Annotated in this window: 7 protein-coding genes and 1 tRNA gene; 5 read left to right on the top strand and 3 right to left on the bottom strand. The window is 39.4% G+C overall.

Annotation, left to right across the window (positions count from 1 at the left end; all coding sequences use genetic code 11):
• The first annotated feature begins 14 nt into the window (after positions 1–14).
• The 3 genes from PT281_RS06570 to PT281_RS06580 are packed head-to-tail and all read left to right on the top strand — an operon-like array spanning position 15 to position 2,588.
• Positions 15–314 (top strand): malonate decarboxylase subunit delta, encoded by a 300-nt coding sequence (locus PT281_RS06570; RefSeq protein WP_277153103.1) that lies wholly within the window; start codon positions 15–17, stop codon positions 312–314.
• A complete protein-coding gene (mdcD, locus tag PT281_RS06575; protein WP_277153105.1) occupies positions 304–1,977 on the top strand; it encodes a biotin-independent malonate decarboxylase subunit beta in 1,674 nt (557 codons plus the stop codon). The genes PT281_RS06570 and mdcD overlap by 11 nt, the downstream gene beginning before the upstream one ends.
• A complete protein-coding gene (locus PT281_RS06580; RefSeq protein ID WP_277153107.1) occupies positions 1,968–2,588 on the top strand; it encodes a malonate decarboxylase holo-ACP synthase in 621 nt (206 codons plus the stop codon). The genes mdcD and PT281_RS06580 overlap by 10 nt, the downstream gene beginning before the upstream one ends.
• 43 nt (positions 2,589–2,631) lie before the next feature.
• Here the strand turns inward: PT281_RS06580 and PT281_RS06585 are convergent, their stop codons facing one another.
• Positions 2,632–3,669 (bottom strand): PTS sugar transporter subunit IIC, encoded by a 1,038-nt coding sequence (locus PT281_RS06585; protein ID WP_277153109.1) that lies wholly within the window; start codon positions 3,667–3,669, stop codon positions 2,632–2,634.
• Positions 3,670–4,088: 419 nt separating this feature from the next.
• Between PT281_RS06585 and PT281_RS06590 the strand changes: the two genes are divergently transcribed.
• Entirely contained in the window at positions 4,089–5,447 is a 1,359-nt protein-coding gene (locus tag PT281_RS06590; protein ID WP_277153111.1) for a serine hydrolase domain-containing protein, read from the top strand.
• A gap of 34 nt (positions 5,448–5,481) precedes the next feature.
• Here PT281_RS06590 and PT281_RS06595 read toward each other — a convergent pair whose 3' ends face one another.
• Entirely contained in the window at positions 5,482–6,120 is a 639-nt protein-coding gene (locus PT281_RS06595) for an SAP domain-containing protein (protein WP_277153113.1), read from the bottom strand.
• Between the two features lie 384 nt (positions 6,121–6,504).
• Positions 6,505–6,578: transfer RNA gene (locus PT281_RS06600), tRNA-Arg, on the bottom strand.
• Positions 6,579–7,075: 497 nt separating this feature from the next.
• Here PT281_RS06600 and PT281_RS06605 point away from each other — a divergent pair.
• Entirely contained in the window at positions 7,076–19,978 is a 12,903-nt protein-coding gene (locus PT281_RS06605) for an SLAP domain-containing protein (protein ID WP_277153115.1), read from the top strand.
• Positions 19,979–20,033 lie beyond the last annotated feature (55 nt).

The following is a 20,033-nucleotide window of genomic DNA, read 5'->3' on the forward strand; positions in this document are numbered from 1 at the left end:
GGAGAATTAGAATCATGGAAAAGTTACATTTTACTTTTACAGCTAGTGAACCAATCACGCACCCCGTTCATGTTGGCGTTGTTGCATCTGGCGATTTGGAAATAATTATGCGTCCTACTGCAGAAAAGCAAGCAGATCTTAAAATTATTACTGGCAGTGATGGCTTCCAAAAAGTCTGGCGAAACGTTTTGGAACGCTTCTTTGCGCGTTATCCGCTACTAGCAAATTTTGAAATTAATGATTACGGCGCAACACCGGGTGTTGTAAATTTGCGCTTGACGCAGGCAATGGAGGCGTTAAAAGATGAACAATAGTTTTGTGGAATTGCATGCCCGCCAAAGAGCAGAGGCATTACTCGATCAAGGTACTGAACGTGAACTAGTTGGACCGTTTGCCGGCATGATTTCACCACATTTAGAGCCGCAAAATATCGTGCCCGAATCAGATGACGGTGTCGTAATTATGAGGGGAACCATGAATGATCAGCAAGTGGTGATTATCTCAATTGAAGGTTCATTTCAGGGCGGGGGCATTGGTGAAGTTTCTGGTGCGAAAATTGTGGCGGCATTAGAGCACGCGCTAGCTGATAATCAAGCAGGTAAAACAATCTACCCCATTCTAATTTTGGATACGGGCGGTGTCCGGCTGCAAGAAGCCAATTATGGGCTGCTGGCAATTTCTGAAATCCAAAATATGGTAATTGCCTTGAAGAAATATGTTCCGGTAATTGGTCTAATACCTGGGCGTGTTGGCTCTTTTGGCGGGATGTCAATTACCAGTGCGTTATTGTCCTACTTAATCGGTACGGACAAGGCAAGAATCGGCTTAAATGGTCCTGAGGTAATTGAACAGGAAGCTGGCGTGCGTGAGTGGGATGCTTCTGATAAGAATTTGATTTGGGATACTTTAGGTACCAAGCAGCGGCAAAAGACCGGTATTATTGATGAGGTTACCGCAGACGATATTACTTCAATCAAGCTGGCAATTAATGAAGCAATTTCTAAGAAAAAGGATACCCATCGCGATCAACGCAGTGACTTTTATCTGTCATTACTCGATCAATTGGACTTGCAGCAGCCACTAACTATTGCTACTTATAATGAGCTATATCAAGAAGTTGCAGTTAAGCCGCACCACTTGGCAACCGCAATTGCCGGTACTGAAGCTAAAACTAAGTCTCGTGGTCGCAATTGGTTCGAGTTGTTAACCGGCATAAAAAATGCTACAAGTCAGGTGGCTACTGTCTTACACGCGCAGAAAGATAATCGTGAGTACATTGCGATTGTGCCGGATGAGCAAAATCGTTTTCCACGAGTTCGCCGAGGTGAAGTGGGTCTTGAAGAAGGATTCACGGTTGCTAGTGTGGTTAATGATTTAGTTGAACAGGATAAAGAAAAAGCTGAAAAGACCCCGATTGTCTTACTAGTTGATGTGCCTAGTCAAGCTTACGGTTATAAAGAAGAATTGATCGGCATCCATTTGGCATTAGCAGCAAGTGCCAGTGCCTACGCGAGAGCCCGGCAAAGTGGTCACAAAATCGTGGCTTTAATTGTTGGGGATGCCGTTTCTGGCGGCTTTTTGGCACATGGTTTGCAGTCTAACCGGTTAGTGGCATTAGATGATCTGGCAATAACAGTTCAGGCAATGAGTAAGGCTTCCAGCGCACGAATTACCCAGCGGACAATTGCCGAAGTTGAAGCAGCGACTAAACATGTGCCAGCCATGGCGTATGATATTGAAAATTATCAAAAATTAGGTGCCCTGTACAATTTGCTTCCCCAAGTTAAGGGCTATGACCATGACGAACAAGCTGTAAGAGCAGTTAAACAAGCTTTAGATGATGCTTTTGCCAGTTTGGAAGGTGCTCCAACTGATCTGTCTTTTCGTTATACCAATGAGATTGCGGTGAATGGCGCGGCTAGCGGTCGCAAAGCTACTAATCAAGTTAGAAAATTGCTGGCTGAAGAATGGAACTAATTCCACCGCATACTCTAATTAAGGTATCTAATCTTGCCGCACTAGTGCCACATGAATTACCGCTTTGGGCACAAAAAATGCTTGCTCAGGCACCTTATGTGATTGTGCGGCGTGGTGATCAAGGCGCGCAAATTCCAGTGGGCATTCGCGGCTTTAATAGAAGTCAACGTTTTGCGACCTTTTTACCATCAGGGCAGTGGCAGAAGCTAATTAGTCCGCAGCAAGCACTAAGGTACTTACCCAATTTGGCAAAAGAACGGGCAAAGCTTGCGGCATTTATAAAGTTGCGGGAAATCATGCCGCTGCTTAATGGCTATAATTGGGGTATCAGCGGCAGTTTGCAATTTGAGCTGGTTACAGGAATTCCAGTTGTTAATGCGGCTTCAGACGTTGATATTATTCTGCCGAATCTTCCTCGAATGCCCCGTCGTGAAGCAAGTGGCTTAATTGATCGACTGCAGGCAGTTTATCCAGAAATTCATACCGATATTCAGGTTACAAAAGGACAAAACGGCTTCTCTCTAGAAGAATTTGCCCAGCAGCGAGCAGATACGATTTTATTAAAAACGATGACGGGACCAAAATTAGTGACCGACCCGTGGCAAGAATAAAAATAAAAACCTCGTTTCATAAATTGAAACGGGGTTTTTATCATTAACTGAAATCTAATTCAAAGTCTTTACTAGTGAAGTAATGTAATTGATGGTTGAAAATGTAATTCATTAATAATCCCAGACTAACAGGCACGACTACGAAAAGGATGGTTATCAAGATAATATTAGCTGCATTTGCTGGGCGAGAAGCCATTGCAGCCAGTGGTCCGATTAAACCAGAAAAGCCGAAGCCGGCACTCATTGGTGTGCCGCCAATTTTAAAAATTGCTCCCAGACCACCGGCTATTCCGGCATTAATTAGTACAGGTACCAGCAGCTTAGGTTTAGTCATTAGGTTTGCCATTTGCATTTTAGGTGAGCCTAGGAAATGAGCAATTGAAGTACCAATAGAATTGGCTTGCCAACCAAAGATTGCTAGACTAAAGCTGGCAGCTGTAATGCCTAGATTAGCTGAACCGGAAGCAATGCCAGCAAGACTAATGGCTGTGGCAATCCCAACTGAAGAAATTGGCGAGACAATTAGTAAGGCAAAGATAATCCCCATGATAATCCCCATTAATATCGGCTGCAGGTTAGTTAAGTGCTCAATGCCGATACCGATCAAGGCAGTTAATTGACCAACTGGAATTTTAGTCAGGCTGCCAAGACCACCAGCAATTATCAATACTAATAGCGGAACTAATAAAATCGTGTAGGCCTTGAGTTTTTTACCTAAAAATAAAACCACGGCATAACCAATCATGATAGTAATGGCTGTATTAATGACGTCTCCGCTGCCGTTGACGGTGATTTTACCATTCTTCATTACGAAATTACCGGCGCCAGCAGTTGCAGCTAAAGCTAGAGAAGATGTTTGAATGGGAGTTAATTTCCCAGTCATACCTACACACACCGCGCTGATTGCGGGCAAAAGTCCCGCCGCGAATGCAGTTAAGGTTAGAATAAAACTCAGCCCCGACCAAGTCGGCACCAGTGCCTTGACTAGCTGGTTGACTAAGGCTCCGGGAATTAACGCAACGACAATTCCCGTGGATAAGCCGTTTAAAGTATTTAAAACAATTTCTTTAACAGTTTTCATTGACATCATTCTCCTAAATAAAAAACTCACACAGGACGACAACTGTGTGAGCTTTTAGAAGAAAGTACTTAAGGACGCGCAGTTGTCAGATATACTAGACCTGCGTGTCCTAATGTAATGGCAAATACGGCACTCAGATCAAATTGCTAAAGTACCGAAAATAATATTTAACTTGTAGTTGATTTAATTGTTTACTCGTCGTCATCATTGGCTACCTCTCATAAATATTTAATCAGTATCATACTAAAGTATTTATAAAAAGGCAAGTAAAATTGCAAAAAAGTTAAACTCGTTGAAGATAGCATGAGTTTACTAGCTAAGCTTCAATAGTTATCAAAAAGAAAATTTTTATGAAAATTTTAATTTAAAGTAGATAATAAATGCTATAATTTGAACATAATATAAGGAGGAATTAGTTAATGAAAACCCAAGAAATCGATAATTATGCTGAAAAAATCCGTCAGAATTTCCGTTTGCCAAGTTTGGGTCTGGGAATTTATTACAAAGGGGAAACTTACAGTCACGTCTATGGCGATGCTGAGCAAGATACGTTGTATCCTCTTGCTTCAATTTCGAAGACTTTTTTGGCAACAGCGATTTGCAAGTTGGCTGATGAAGGCAAGATTGATTTGGATGAGCCACTTAAGAAGTATTGGTCTGGATTTAACATGGTTGATCCGTATGTTGCCGAGCATTTGACATGGCGGGATGCCTTGAGTCACCAGAGTGGTTTGCCAGCTCATGATTGGATGCGGTTCACTAATTGGAATAAGCAGGACTTAACATTAGCGCAAAAGGCTGAAGCGGTTGGTCACTTAGAGCCTAACCATGAATTACGTGTTGAAATGCAGTACAGCAACTTGATTTTTGCGGTGGCAACTTATGTAATGGAGCAGGTAATTAACAAAGACTATGGTTCATACATTCGTGAGAACTTATTAAAGCCTCTGCACTTGGAGAATACGTTTATTAATCACCATGAATGTGAGCGCAATAGGATTGCCAAGCCATATTTATTAGAACATGGCAACTTGCGTGAAGTACCGTTTATTGCGCCGGGCAAGGTTGGCGGCGCTAGCAGCATGCTTGCAAGTATTTCCGATTTGCTCGAATGGGGTAAATTCCAGTTGAAGACTGCACAATCTGGTAAAGGCGTTACCATGCAGCGCTATGAACCACAATCAATTATGCCAGTTGATCGTTCTTATGGTGGCGCGCACTTCTCTAATTATGGCTTGGGCATGATGATGGAAGACTACCACGGCTATAAGTATTTGTTCCATAGTGGTTCATATGTTGGCTACTGTTCATTCTTAGGTTTTGTTCCAGAGCTTGATTTGGCCTTTGTTTCCACAATGAACTTGGATTCTACTGATGCGATTTTTGCCTTGGCATATCAAACGATTGATACCTTTGCCGGGCTTTCGCAGCATGACTGGATTAAAGCTTCTTCGGACTTTATGGCGCAAAGATTGGCAACTAAACAGCGTAAGTTTAGTGAAGCAGAAGGCGATAAGCCGCAGCCTGTTGAGGCTAAGCAGGAGCTATTGGGCGATTACCGTAATCCTGGTTATGGCATTGTCACAATTAGTGAGCAGAATGGCAAACTGATGGCAGCAATTGGTCCATGGCCATTCCCAATTATCGCTAATGAGCAAGGCGAGATGTTTGTCGAAATTAAAATTTATGATACTTTATTGCCGCTCAAGTTTACCGAGAATGGGTTGGAAATGATGACTGAACCAGCATTGGGTAAGCCAACAATTTTTAAAAAATAGTAAATAAATAGGAACCTCCTACATCAGGAGGTTCCTATTTATTTTTCTTGAAGTGCTTAATTTCTGCGGCATAAGTTTTAACTAAGTCAGACGTAAATCTTTTAGGTTTAGCTGAATTTTTAACGTGGTGCCATAAGATAGCCGCAACCTTTAGCTTATTATTGAACTGTTGACTAACTGGATCTTGGCAGAAGTCACGGACAAAGCTATTCCATTGATAAGTCTGTTCTTCAGCAGTGCGGTTAACAATCTGTTGGTGCTGCTTAACTGAAGCTAATTCTTGATATTGGGTAATTAGGTCGGCAACGGTCATGTCTGTATCCTGGCGTGCCTCGGCTGCACGCTTAATAATCGCCATTTCCTTTTTGAAGGAAAAATGCTCAATATGAAAGTATTGAGCAAAAAATTGCCGACTGGCATCATTAAAGGAAAAGCCGGAGTCAACAATTGGCGTTGTCAAAGTAATTTCACTTACTGTTAATTGCCGCACCTGCTGCTTTTTTCTGGCTGGCTTAATCTGCTCTTTAGGTATGCCAGATAAAAAAGCTTCTAGATAGGAATTAAGTTCAGCTTTGGTTCCAGAAGTTGGCAGTCCATATTGTCTGCATAAGTCTTGAAGTTCGGTCTTATAAAAATATTTTTGCTTAAATTCGTTCAAGGTCAGTTGTTTCATGGCAAATTTTTAGTTGTGAAGGTATTGAAATATGGTAATGACTACATCGACTTCGTTAATTGAATACAGCAGAAACAGAATGCCAAATAAGCTACTGAGCCAAATTCTTAAAGTTTTGTATTTAGGAGGCTGATGTTGCCGCCGCTTTTTGAAAAAATCATAGAAAGGATATAAGAGGTATAAGCCAAGAGCTAAAGTTATGATTAATAGTAGCAAATTCAATAGTAGATTTGCTGGGCTAGTGGTAATTTCCATAAAATTTTCCTCCTAATCTGGGTAGTAATTGTAGTATACGCTTTTTAGTCAATAGGTACTTAATAATTTTAAAAACAAAAAAGCAGTTAAGATTCTTGCATCGTAATCTTAACTGCTTTTTCTATTTAATGATCCGGGTGAGATTCGAACCCACGACCCACGGTTTAGAAGACCGTTGCTCTATCCAGCTGAGCTACCAGACCATTGTATGTTTGTTTGTTCCTCAACAGAACATTAACTATTATAGAGTAAAAAATTCCTAATTGCAACAAAAATTTTTAATTATTTTTGCCTTCAGTAGTAATCTGTGAATTAATGCTAATAATTAGTTCGAAAATCTACCTAGTTTTTAAATCATATTGATTTGATTTTGTTTGGCAGTTTTAGTAATTGCCTAGGCTATACAATAATTAAAACTGTATATTTTATTCTTTTAAAAATATAATTATTATTTTATAAATATAATTATATATTATATTGGAATTAGTTATATTAAAGTGAAATTATCACGTATTAACTGCTTATATTGCTTAAAAGTAAGGGAAAAGATGTTATTACAATTGTTTTACATTCTTTAAACAATAATATCCTCTTTGAATTTCGGATAAATAAAGTGTACAACCTACAAACCTCGTTATAAAATAACTTTTTGTTAATGTAACTATTAAATTTTATATGCTTTTTTATAAAGAGGGGTAGAATGTTAGGAAAAAACAATTTCTCTGAAAGAATTAATAAAATGGACATGCAAGCTAAGCAGGACCGTTTTTCGATTCGAAAATTAAGTGTTGGGGCAACTTCAGTGCTGCTGGGCTTCACTTTCTTCACTATGGGTGGACAAAATGTTCAAGCTGATACAGTCGATCCTAGCACTCAGGCTAAGGAAGTTGGACAAAATTCTCAGGCAAATAGTGCGGCTTCAGATGCTGAACAAAATATTACTGGGTCGCAAACACCTGCTGCTCAGTCTAAGCCTGCAGCAAAACTTGATACTTATGATAAATTAAGTAAATTCTTGCGCGATGATGATCATGATACTGCATCAGACAAAGTTAATGATTCCAAGCCTGCTGGTAATGTGCCAATTGCTGCAGCTAATGGTACTGCAGATCAAACACCTACGGCAAATAAACCGGTTAATCAACCAATTGCTAATGAAAGTAGCACAGCAAATGGAGATACAGCTGCTACTAGTGATAATTCTAAGTCAAGTACAACAGATAATATTACTTCAGACAATCCGGTTAAGCCAAATACAGCAGCCAGTGTAGGTAATTCGACTGCAGCAACGGATAATAAGAATAAAGTTACTAATCAGCAAGATAAATTGACCTTTAATACCGAGTCTCAACAACCCAAAGATGGCAAGTCATTTGCGGATACTACTGATGCGACTGTTTATGTTGCCAACTGGACAGACTTTCAAGCTGCATTGACTAATAAGAATATTCATGACATTGAAGTCATTAATAATCTTCAGGCACCAGGTATTCCCGGAATGACTTTCGAAAATCGAATCACTATGCCAGCACGTAAAATTATTATTAGGTCTGGTGGCAGTAAGGTTCCTGATGGTGGTTATATTATTGATTTTCGAATGTATGATCCTGAAGATCAAGACAACAGCCAGCAAGGTGAGATGGATATTACTTACCAAAACTTGCGTCTGTATTCTCAGACTTATCTGAGTGTTATGAACACAATTGATCAGACTAACAGTCCATCAAGAGTCACTTTTGACAATGTCCAATATACTGGCAGTCAGGTACTATATTCTGGACAATATACAGATGTCCATATTAAAAACAACTTTATCGCTGATGTAGTTGCTTCATATAAAAATCCCTTGGACAGTACGGATACGGCTAATTGGTTAACTGAAGGCGGCAATGGTCAACAGGCCTTTCAATTAATTGAAAACGGTGAAAAGATCACTTTTGAAGCAAATGCGAATGCTGTTCTATCAACTAGTGATGGTAATGTTATTCAAATGAATAACAATGTTGGCAATGCTAATGCCGTTGACAATTATTACTTAGATGCTAATGGTAATCCAATTAGTATGATTAGCCAGGTTATCATTAAAGAAGGGGCACATGTTACTTTAAATCCGCGTAAAAATCCGGGTCAATGGGATGAAAATGCCGAAGGTACAACTAAAGCCAGCGGAATTGTTTTTCGTAATGGCTACGGTAATATTATTGTTAACAAAGATGCTGTTTTAACAATTAATGTCGGTGCCGACGAAAATGGCTCGTTTACTTCTTTTAATGGTAACCTTGATCGTCATCGTGCTACCGCGATTGATCTTAGTGTTATTGGGGGGACAATTAGCGTTGATGGTACGGTCAATATTAATACGAATGGCGACATTAGCTCTTACGGCAATTTAATCAATGATCGTGGTAATTTAGTAATTAATCCCCACGCTGAATTGAATATCACTGGTACCAATATGCAAAGTTACTCGGGAACTTTGGTTTCAATTGGGGGTAAAGCCGATTTAGAAAACGGTGCTTTTAACATTAGACTCACGGATCCTAGTGGTACAGATAATAAAGGTGCCGCAACAGGTGGTACTGGTAAAATTACGTTAATTGATTCTTCTGCAGCAGGACTCACGGTCAACAACCCATCTTCACTGATTTTAGACGCGCACCTAAATACCAATCCAGATACAGCGATTGTTGGCAGTAACAAGATTATTATTCAAAATGTACGCCAAAACTTAAATCTTGGTGGCATGAACCTGTCATTGCCACCATTTCATAAGTTAGTAGTTCATCATTATGATAATTATGGCATGAACCAAATTTTGGTTGACCAGCTTGAATTACTTAATGGTAAGAAAAAATTAACCGGTGATATTATTAATGCTTTAAAGAAGGATCCGCAATTAGGTGCAATGCTTAGTAAGATTCCCGGCTTTGGTGACAAATTAGACAGTTTTAAAGATGAGACTTTTGATGAAATTTTTGCGGAGATTATTGAAGCAGCCTTTCTGAATTCGGCTAACCCTGGTTATAACAACATTGCCTTTGGTCCAGCTAATCCTGATGGCTTTTTGAATATTATCAATGCTCATGTATCTAAACCCGAAATTGATGATGGTTCAAGAACAGTTAGTGGTCAAGTCGTTAATTATACTGAAACAAAGGATGGCCCGACAAGTGACGGTATATTCCAAGGAATTTTACCGGGTGGAACTTATGTTTACATTACCGCGGAAATTTTAAATAATGCTCAGTCTAAGAGCAAGGGAATTTGGGCTGATTCAAAACTTAGCGATGATCCTTACGGTAATACTGATCTTGCGGATATGCATAACGGCTTTTCAACCGATAAGATCAATGTAACTTATCCATCAAGAGACAGCGATCCTGATTTACCTAAGAAGATGACTTTTGCAGCTAAGGTTAATCCAGATGGTAGCTTTAGTTTTACTTTACCAGCCAAGTTTACTGCTGGCTTGGAAAAAGGCGATGTTATCAAGTTAACACCAACTGCTAATTTCATTAGTTATGGTCCCCAAGATGCACCAGCCGTGCTTGACTTAGATATTCTTACAATTCAAGATGCTCAAAGTGCGGCTCAAGGAGCAATTAATCAAGCGACTAAAGATGCCCTTAATAAGGTTGATGCGGCGGCTAAAGCAGATCCAGACCAAACACCAGCACACCAGCAAAAATATCAAGATTATAAAGATGCAATTAATAATGCATATGGGGATGCGTTAAAAACACCAGCAGAGGCTGCTGATCCCGCTTCAATTTATAATCCTAACAATGATATTAGTGAGATTAACCATCGTAAGCAAGCAGCTCTAGACAAGATTAATCTCACTGCCGCTAAGTCTCAAGCATACGGTGATGTCCAACAATATTTGGCAGCTGCTAAGAACGACTTGCATAATGCCCAAGTAACTGATGACACAACACTATCTACTGCTACTCAAAACGCAATTGCGGCAATTGATAATGCGACCGATCAAGAAGCAGTTAACGCGGCAGAAACAACTGCTAAAAAAGGTATTTTGGCAGATTACCAACAGGCGGTTCAAAATGCCCTTAAGAATTATCATTCTCCTGCAAATACAGATTTTACCAAGTTAAATTTGTCAGATTCACAAAAGTCAACTTATCAAGATGCCATTGATAGTGCCAGTAGCTTTGAAGGCTTAGCTTATAAGGGTGACGGAACTGAGTTTAATAATAGCGCGGCAATTTTAGCTGCTTATAAGCGAATTGATACGACCTATCGTAAAGCTAGAGCAACTTCTGCTTTACGTAATTATCGTGACAGCGTCACTAAGAGATATCCAAAATTAGCAACTGAAATTAATGCTGCTTCTGCCAAACAAGAAGCTGTTATTCAAACTGAAACTAATGACAGCAACTTGCAAGATAGTATTACTGATCCTGCTCATCCTGTTGAAGCAACTGATGCTAACCGCGCTAATGTTCCTGATGACCAAATTGGAATTGCTGGTATTGACAATGCTGTGAAAACTTATAAGCAAGGTCTGCAAAATAACATCAACCAGCAACGTGATGATTTAAATAAAGAACTTGCTGATGTTCAAAATTTATTAAATAATCATAACGCAGGTAATAATTCTGATATTGCCAATGGTTTTAACGACTTAGCTAATGAACTAGCTGAAGCAGCAGCAATTGCTAAAGGTCAAGACCAAGTAACTGCTGATGATCCAGCAGATGCTGGGACAATTGATAAGGGTAAAGATGGTGCTGCAACTGATGCTGCCCACCAAAAAGCGCAAGCCTTGCTTGATGATGTTAATCATCGGCTTGTTGCATTAAAAGAATTAGAAAAATATGCTGCAGATGCTGCTAATAATAATCAACAGAATAAATCTGAAGTTGATCACGCTTTAATTGCTGCTGCTAAAGATATTTTCAAGGCTCCTAAGAATGAAGCAGGAAAAACGCCAATTACTGATGCTCTTAACAAGGGTAAAACGGCAGTTGACAACGTTATTAAATATAATAGTGCTAAAGAAGAAATTGAAAATGCAGCTGCAGCTGCGCATGATCGTGTTAACAAGTCACATGCTACTCAGAAGCAAAAAGATAAGTACAATCAAGAAATTGATGCCGCTAAGAATGCTGCATTAAATGAGCAAGCTGACAATAACGACAAATCATCAATTTATGACCCTAATATTGATAATAATCCAGATGAGATTAATCATCGCAAACAGAGTGCAATTAATAAGATCAATGGTGCAGCTGGTAAGTCAGATCTTGACGGGTATGCAGAAGATGTTAAGCATGATTTAGGTATTAGTTCTGATGCTGATATTGCTGCGGCAACAATAGCTGGTGATAATGCTATTGATCAGATTAATTCTGATGCAAACGTTCCTACTGATAACGACATTGCTAATGCTGAAGAAACAGCTAAGAACAATATTTTAGCTGCTGCTAAGAAAAATGCTGCTCAGCAACTGGCTGATAAAGAACAAGCGGTTGAAGACGCGCTTGATAAGTTACCAACTTTAACTGGTGATGATCTAGCTGCTGCTAAACAACAAGCAAAAGATCTGCTTCATAATGCTACGGATAATGGCTCGCAAGATCATGTGAATGCAGCTAATGATAAAGACGGCGTTAAGAATGCACTGCAAGATGGCTTAGCCGATCTTAATCATTTATTATTGACTGCAACTAATAACGATCAAAAGCAGCAAGCAGTAAATGAAGTTAATCAAAAACGCGATCAGCTAATTAACGACATTAATGATCACCAGAAGTACCCTCATCTAGGTGAGCAGGAACGGCAAGATTTGATTGGACAAGCTAATGATGCTGCTAAACAAGGTACAGACAGTATTTTAAATGGTAAAGACACTGATGTTGATACTAATAAAAATACGGCTGAAAAGAATCTTGATAATATTCTAAATAATGCTAGTTCAATTGATACTGGCCATGGTAAGGAACTTGAAGCAGCGCGCCAACAAGCTTTGCAAGACTTGGCTGCTGCTAAACAGCAGGCTCATGATCGCGTTAATAAGTATTCTGATGATCAAGTTAGTCAAGAAAAGAAAAATAGTATTCTTAATCAAATTGACCAAGATTACGAAGCAGCTAAGAATGCAATCAATACTGCCACCAATAATACAGACATTACTAATGCTGGGCAAAATGGTGCAGTTACAATGGGTAGTGATGCAGGAAAGGCTGATCTTGAAGCGGATAAGTCGGCTGCACTTAATGCCTTAGGCAAGCAGCGCGATCAGGATAAAAATGCAATCGATCAAGCTGCTAAAGACGGCAAGATAACACCGCAGCAGCAAAAGACCATGAAAGATAAGATTGATGGCTTTTACAATGATGGTGTTGCAGATATTAATAATGCTGAGGATTCTAATGACATTTCATTGGCTCAAGATACAGCAATTAACAAGATGGATAATGTTGTCAATGGAATTGATGATACAGCTTTAGCTAATGCCCATGATCAGGCAAATAATGCTTTAGATAATCTTGCGACTGATATTAAGAATCATATTGATGGTCTGCCTAACCTTGGTATTGATGAGAAGAATAAGCTTAAGCAGGATGTTGATGATGCATTAGATGCTGCTCATGATGCTGTTAATAGTACCAAGACGCCAGCTGATGCCAATACAGCTTCGCAAGTTGGACAAAATAACCTTGCAACTATTGCTAATAATGCCGATTTACAAAATGCCCAGAATGCTGCTAAGCAAAAGCTTGACGCTGAAAAATCTCGTGTTGATCAAGCATTAGATGGTTTAGAAAATCTTGATCAAGCTAGCTTAGACGCATTAAAGCAGGATGTTAATGATGCTTATAATGCCGCTCTTAATCATGTTAAAAATCCTACTCCTGCAACTACAGCTCAGGTTAATAAGGATACTCAAGACGGCGTTGATGCTATGGATAATATCCTTAATCAAGCTCAGGGTTTAGATCAAGTTAAGACTAATGACAAACAGGATATTGCTAATGCTGCCCAAGCTGCTAATGATCGCGTTGATCAGTCCGACTTAAGTGACCAGCAGAAGCAGACTGCTTATCAAGCTATTAATCAAGCTGCTAATGCTGCTAAAGAAAAAATTAATAGCGCAAATAATCTCGATGCTGCTAACAATGAAAAGAAAACAGGTTTAGATGCAATTGCAGCTGCCGAAGCCGCCGCAAATAAAGATTATCTCGATGGCTTAAAGCAGCAAGCAAATAATAAGATTGATAAAAACAGTGATGCCGCGAATAGTGCTCTTGATGATGAATGGAATAGTTTGAATGAAGCAGAGCAGGCAGTAGCTAAGCCAGCATTCGACCAAGCTCATAAAGACATTGAAGCGGCTAGAACCCAAGGGCATAATGATGTTACTGCTGCTAAAACCCCAGATGAGATTAACCAAGCAACTAATCAAACCAGACTTACCGTGATTGAAGCTAAAAAATCAGCCTTCTTAGCTTCAACTAAAGAGAAGGGCAAGCAAGCACTCCATGATTATGGTGAGCAAATTAAAAACCAATTGCCAGCAGAAGGTAAGTATCGCGATCAGGTAGATAAGTTGGTAGCTAATGGCTGCGATGAAGTTGCTGATGATCAGACACCAGAAGCAGTTGCAGCTAGCGTTGCTAAATATCACAAGCTTGTTGATGGGATTAAGAATACTGCTGATTCAGATCACCAAGAAGAAATCAATAATGCTAAACAAGAAGCTATTAAAAATGTAAATCAAGCTTTGAATGGTGATAGTACAACTGATGGCGCCATTAATGAAATTGACAAATTACCTAATTTAAGCAGTACTGAAAAAGCTAAGTATGAACAGCAAGCTCAAGATGCTCATGATGATTACGTTGATAATGTTAATGGGGATGATAATGTCGATAAAATTCATACAGATCGGGATGCTGGCATCAATAAGATTAATGAAGCATTGCAAGCAGCTAAATTGCAGGATCATAAAAATGATGCTAAGAAGCAGATTGAACAAGCCCGTCAAGAAGCTGTTGACAAGATTAATCATGATGCCAATCTAACAAATAAGCAAAAGCAAGCAGCTATTGATCAAATTAACAATGCTGCTTCTGAAGATTTTAATGGTGGGAAGTACCAAGTTGATAATTCTAAGGATCAAACTGCCATTGATGCGATTGTTGATAGTACTAAGAATAATTTTAATAATATTATTAATAGCGCCAAAGACGCTTCCTTGCAAGAAGCAAAAACTGATGCCAAAAATCGGCTAAAAGCAATTGCTGATCAGCTTAATAAGCAGATTAACAATGATCGAAATGCTGGTAAATTAAGTTCTACCCAAGCTGATGAGTTGCTTACAGCTATTGATCATGATTTAACGGCTGCTAATAATCAGATTGATAGCGCTACTGATCAAGATGCTGTACAAAGCGCTGAAGGTAATGGCGAATTGGCATTAGATAATGATGGTAGCAATATTAATAAAGACGAAGCCCAAAAGGCTGACCTTGATGCGATTGCCGCTGCCGCTAATGCTGCTAATGACAAGATTGCCCAATATGTAAAAGATCATCCGGGGATGACTCCCGAGCAAATTAAGCATCTTAAAGATGAAGTAGCCAACATTTTAAATAGTACAAACAATGCAATTAATTCTCACCGCGGCGATGCAACTAATGCCATTAATAATATGAATGATGCATTGGTCAGTGGTAAGAAGAAGATGGCTCAGCTTACTAATCGGTGGAATTCGAAGAATGATGCTGTTAATCGGCTTACTGAACATGCTAAAGATGTTGAAAATGGATTAACTCATGATAAGTATCCTAACTTAAGTGATAGCGACCTAGCCGATGCCTTGCAGGAAGTTGAAGCAGCCTTTCATCAAGGCAAAGAAGATATTTTTGGTGCAGGCAAGACTGATGACCTTGATACAGTCGAACATAATGCTGAAAACAATATTGACAAAGCACTTTGGAAATATGATTTGGCTAATGAAAAGAGCAAAGAAATTGCTAAATTAAATCAACATGCCAAGGATCAGGCTGGAGCAATTAATGATTTACCAGGATTAACTGCTGCTGAAAAGCAAGACTATCAAGATAAGATTGAAGCTGCTCGTAAGAAGGCTGCTGATAAGATTACCGATACCAACTTACCGCAGAATCCAAGTGCGGCAGACCGTGATAATGCTCTTAATAACATTACAAATGCTGAACAAGGTAAACCAACTAATAATGAGGTGGCTGATTATGGTGAAGTTGAAATTGACCGGCTTTTAAATGAAGCAAAATTGAATAGTCGCAAACAACATGCCATTAACGATCTTGATGATTATGGCTCAAGTGTTAAGGACAAGAATCCAGCAGTAGATCAAGCTGCAATTGATAAAATTGTTCATGATGCTAAACAAGATATTAGTAATGCTCCTTCAACAGATCCGGCAACTGCTAACTCGCCAGAAGCAATTACTGCAGCTGCCAAACAAAAAATTGACAAACTGGTTAGTGATTCTAAAAAGGATCAAGACAGGGATGCAGCACAAAAACAATTAGCAAGTGAAAAAGCTGACGCTGATGAAATTATTGATCGTTCTCAATTAACTAGTCAGCAAAAGACTGCAGCTCATAAGAAGCTGCAAGATCTGTATGATGAAATGGTTAGCCGCTTAAATAGCGCTACTAAAGATGAAAATGGTCAGGAATTATCGGCCAATGCCTATAATGAAGCAGTTAAACAAATTAATCATGACTATCAAACTTTGATTAATCGCGTTTTGAGTGAAAACCCAGATACAGCTCATTATCCTTGGTTTGATAATGAAGCTGACAATGCTCACAAGGACTTGAGTGATAAGTGGCATGGTCTTGAAAACGGCTTATCTGATAAGCAGAAAGATAAGTACCAGGACTTAATTGATACAGTAAATAACAGTATTGCTCAACTTGATAAATCCCAAACGGGTCATAAGACTACAATTGCCGCTGCAACAGATGCCTATGATGATGGGTTAACAGCTTTGAATAAGTTAAAAGCAATCAAGGATGTTGAGGATGCAGAAGCTGCAGCCAATAGAGCAATTGACAAGACTAATTTGACAGATAAGCAGAAGCAAACTTATAAAGACCAAGTTAAGCAAAATGCGGATAAGACTATTGCCGATATCAATGGGGTTGTTCCAACTGCCAGTGACCAGCCAGGTAATCAAGATAAGATTGATACTGCCAAGCAAAATGACATTGATAAAATTGTTAACGCCGCCGGTACGGCAAATGCTGGAGCCTTAGCTGATGCCCGCCAAAAAGCTAAACAAGCAATTGATGACGCCTATAATGCCGCTAAGCAAAAGCTAGGCAACGCTTATCAACCAGGTGGTGCTCTTGATCAAGCTCATGAACATGAATTAGCTAAATTACCAGGCTTGTCATATGATGCGCTTCAAGATCAAACTGCAGCTATTAAGAATGTTGATCAGGGTGCAGTAGATGATGCCGCTAGTTACGCAAATAGCCAAATTGACAACTTAAAACACCAAGATGGAACTAGTTATACTGCTGATGAAAAGCAGGCTTTAAAACATCAAGTAGCTAAGAATCAAGCAGCTGGTAAAGATGCAATTGATCAGGCAACTGTTACACCAGATACGGCGTCAACTGCACGTGATCACGCAATTGACCAGCTTAAGGATGATTATACAAATCAGGACAGCATTGAAGATATTTTAGCTAAAGATCAAGCAGTTAGTCTTGATCGTGTTAAAGAACAAGCTGAAAAAGATTTACAAACTGTCTATCAAGCTGCTAAAAACAATTTGCCTAATGGCGCAGATACTACTAATCTTGATAATGCGTTCAATCATCATGCACCGATTACTGGTGATAGTGCTGCAGCTATTAAAGAAGCTGCTAAAAAGGTCGAGCAGGAAATTGCCAAGGGTGCCATCAAAGATGCTGCTAATGCTGCTAAAAATAATATTAAGCATTTGAAACACAAAGATGGCTCAGCTTACACTGCTGATGAGCAGGCTGCTTTGAATAATTTGATTGATCAAAACGCTGCTAGTGCAAACGGGACTGCTGAAAAGCCAGGGACAATTGCTGCTGCTAATGCCAATCCAAGCGATTTATCAGAACTAGGGGCATCTAAGTCTAAAGATAATACCATTGTTAGTGGCGCTTTAAATAACGCTTTGGATACGATTGCCGCAAATAGTTCTGGTAACTCTGATACTGACCAAACTGCACTAAATACTGATAAGAATCTTGTGGTTGATGCCAAAGACAAGGCTAAGCAAGATGTTATCCAGGCTGGTCAAGATGCCGCTGCTGCAGTTGACAAGCTAACTAATCACAAAGATGGCACTCCTTATACTGATACTGAAAAGCAAGCGATAAAGGATGCCATCCAACATGAAGTTGATCAGGCAAATAATGCTGATACTGGTTCAATTAATCAAGCCAATACAGCTGCTGACGTTGATACTGCTAAAAACAATGCCATCAATGCAATTAATAAGTTCAAAGATGACAGTGATAGCAATAATGAAAATTCACTGGCACCAATTGTTAACGGCAATTCAGCCGTTCAAAAGGAACGAAAAGACAAGCAGACCGCGCGTGATGATATTTCTGCCGCCGCTGATAAAGCTCGTCAAGATTTAGGCGCCAAAAAGGGGAGTAAGGAAGCAGCTGCCATTGACAAGGCAGAACAAGATGCATTGAATGCAATTAATCAGGTAACTGATGGCAAGTACACAGCTGCTGAAAATTCAGGTTTAGCTAATGTTGTTGAAGCTGAGAAGAATACTGTTAAAGAAGAACTCGGCAGTAATTCAGCAGGGCTTGATGCGATTTCAAGTAGCGATACCAACCGTGATAATGTTACTGGCAAGCAAGATGCGATTAAGGAAGCCTATCATGCAGCTAAGGTTGCTGGCGCAAAGAAGCAGGCTGCAGACAAGTTAACGGCAGTATATAAGGCAGCTAAAGAAAAACTAGGTGCTAATGCTGATACTTCAGCCTTAGATAGAAGTTATCAAGCAGCACTGAATAACTTAGCGGGCGATACAGATGATGATCTTAACAAGTCAGAACTAGCTGGTGAACGTTCGATTGGTAAAGGTGCTGTTCAAAGTGCCTACGATACGGCAGCTAAGAAGATTGATCAAATGTGGCCCAATGATAATTCACAAACTGCTAAGGATAAGAAAAACGCCTTATTAGTTGCTGCCCAAGGCTTGCTTGATGAAGCCAACGAAGCTGATAATGGGACAATTGACCAAGCTCAGCGTTCGACTGGGGTTAGTGCTGCTCGAAACGATGCTATTGATAAGATCAAGGGACTTCATTCTGATAAAGATACAATCAATAACATTGTTGATAATGATCAAGTAGTCCAGATTGACAAGGCTCATGATACAGCTGTTGCCAGCGGTGCCGATCAAGACAAGGTTCAGCAGGTTCGTGATGATACAGCTAAGCAAATTAAGCATGATTTGCAAACTGGTGATAAAGAAGCAGCCAAAGAACATGAATTGGCTGGTGAAAAAGAAATTGCCAAATTAACTGTTCAAGGGGCTGCTGATAAAGCCAAGGACAAGATTAACCACTTAGACTGCAGTGAAGCAGCTAAACAACACTTGCAAGATGAAGTTGATAATTTAGTCGCTGCTACTAATGGCAACCAAGGTACGATAGATCACGCGGCTGACGAGCCTGGTGTTGATAAGGCTAAAGATGATGCTTTGAATGAATTAGCACAAATTACTAGTTCTAAGCACGTTGCCCAAGTAGCTGCTGCTTATCCGTTTGCAAGTCCTGCTCCAGCACCGACACCTGCTAAAGACAAAGCAACTAATGTAACCTTGAAACACAATGCTTATCTTTATAATGCTGAAGGTAAACAGGTAAGCAAGGCGATTTTAAGAGCAGATTCAGTAGTTGCAACTTACGGAACTACTACAATCAATGGTCGCAAATATTACATTGTTCAAAAAGGTAAATATTACTTGGCAGTTGGCAATGTAATTAGTACTCAAAGACAAGTTAAGCATAATGCTTATGTTTATGATAAGTATGGTATACGGACTAATAAGCGTGTGCTTAGAGCAGGTCGAATGATTCGTACTTACGGCAGCAGTGTTTCACTTCATGGTAAGTCGTATTACATTATTGGCAAGGATCAATATGTCAGAGCTGCTAACTTAACTGGTGACCACCAAGCAGTTGCTAACTCATCTGCAGTAACCCTTCCTGCAGGTGCTACTGCCAAGAAGGTGATGCATGATGCCTATCTGTATAATGCCCAAGGTCAACGGGCTAATGGTGTAATCTTGAAGGCTGGTTCAATTGTTAATACCTTTGGTACGAAGATAATTGGCGGCCGGCAATACTTTGCCGTTGCTAATGACTACTATATTGCTTCAGGTAATATTATTGGTAAAAAAGTTAGATTGAAGTACAAGGCATATACTTATAATCAGTATGGACAACGAGTTGAAAAGAAGGTTATGAAGAAGAACCACAAGATAACAATTTACGGGAAGCAAATTTCGCTTCATGGTAAAAAGTTCTATCTAATTGGTCAAAATAGAGAAGTTAAGAAAAGTAATATTAAGTAATTAATTTGAAAAAGTATTCTAATCAAGTTTGATTGGAATGCTTTTTTATTTAAAA

It is taken from the genome of Lactobacillus sp. ESL0701, assembly GCF_029433445.1.
Classification (GTDB): domain Bacteria; phylum Bacillota; class Bacilli; order Lactobacillales; family Lactobacillaceae; genus Lactobacillus.

What these genes read in the sequence shown, in the direction of transcription:
- PT281_RS06570 (WP_277153103.1), top strand. Translation starts at nt 15, where the DNA reads ATGGAAAAGTTACATTTTACTTTTACAGCTAGTGAACCAATCACGCAC.
- mdcD (WP_277153105.1), top strand. Translation starts at nt 304, where the DNA reads ATGAACAATAGTTTTGTGGAATTGCATGCCCGCCAAAGAGCAGAGGCA.
- PT281_RS06580 (WP_277153107.1), top strand. Translation starts at nt 1,968, where the DNA reads ATGGAACTAATTCCACCGCATACTCTAATTAAGGTATCTAATCTTGCC.
- PT281_RS06585 (WP_277153109.1), bottom strand. Translation starts at nt 3,669, where the DNA reads ATGAAAACTGTTAAAGAAATTGTTTTAAATACTTTAAACGGCTTATCC.
- PT281_RS06590 (WP_277153111.1), top strand. Translation starts at nt 4,089, where the DNA reads ATGAAAACCCAAGAAATCGATAATTATGCTGAAAAAATCCGTCAGAAT.
- PT281_RS06595 (WP_277153113.1), bottom strand. Translation starts at nt 6,120, where the DNA reads ATGAAACAACTGACCTTGAACGAATTTAAGCAAAAATATTTTTATAAG.
- PT281_RS06605 (WP_277153115.1), top strand. Translation starts at nt 7,076, where the DNA reads ATGTTAGGAAAAAACAATTTCTCTGAAAGAATTAATAAAATGGACATG.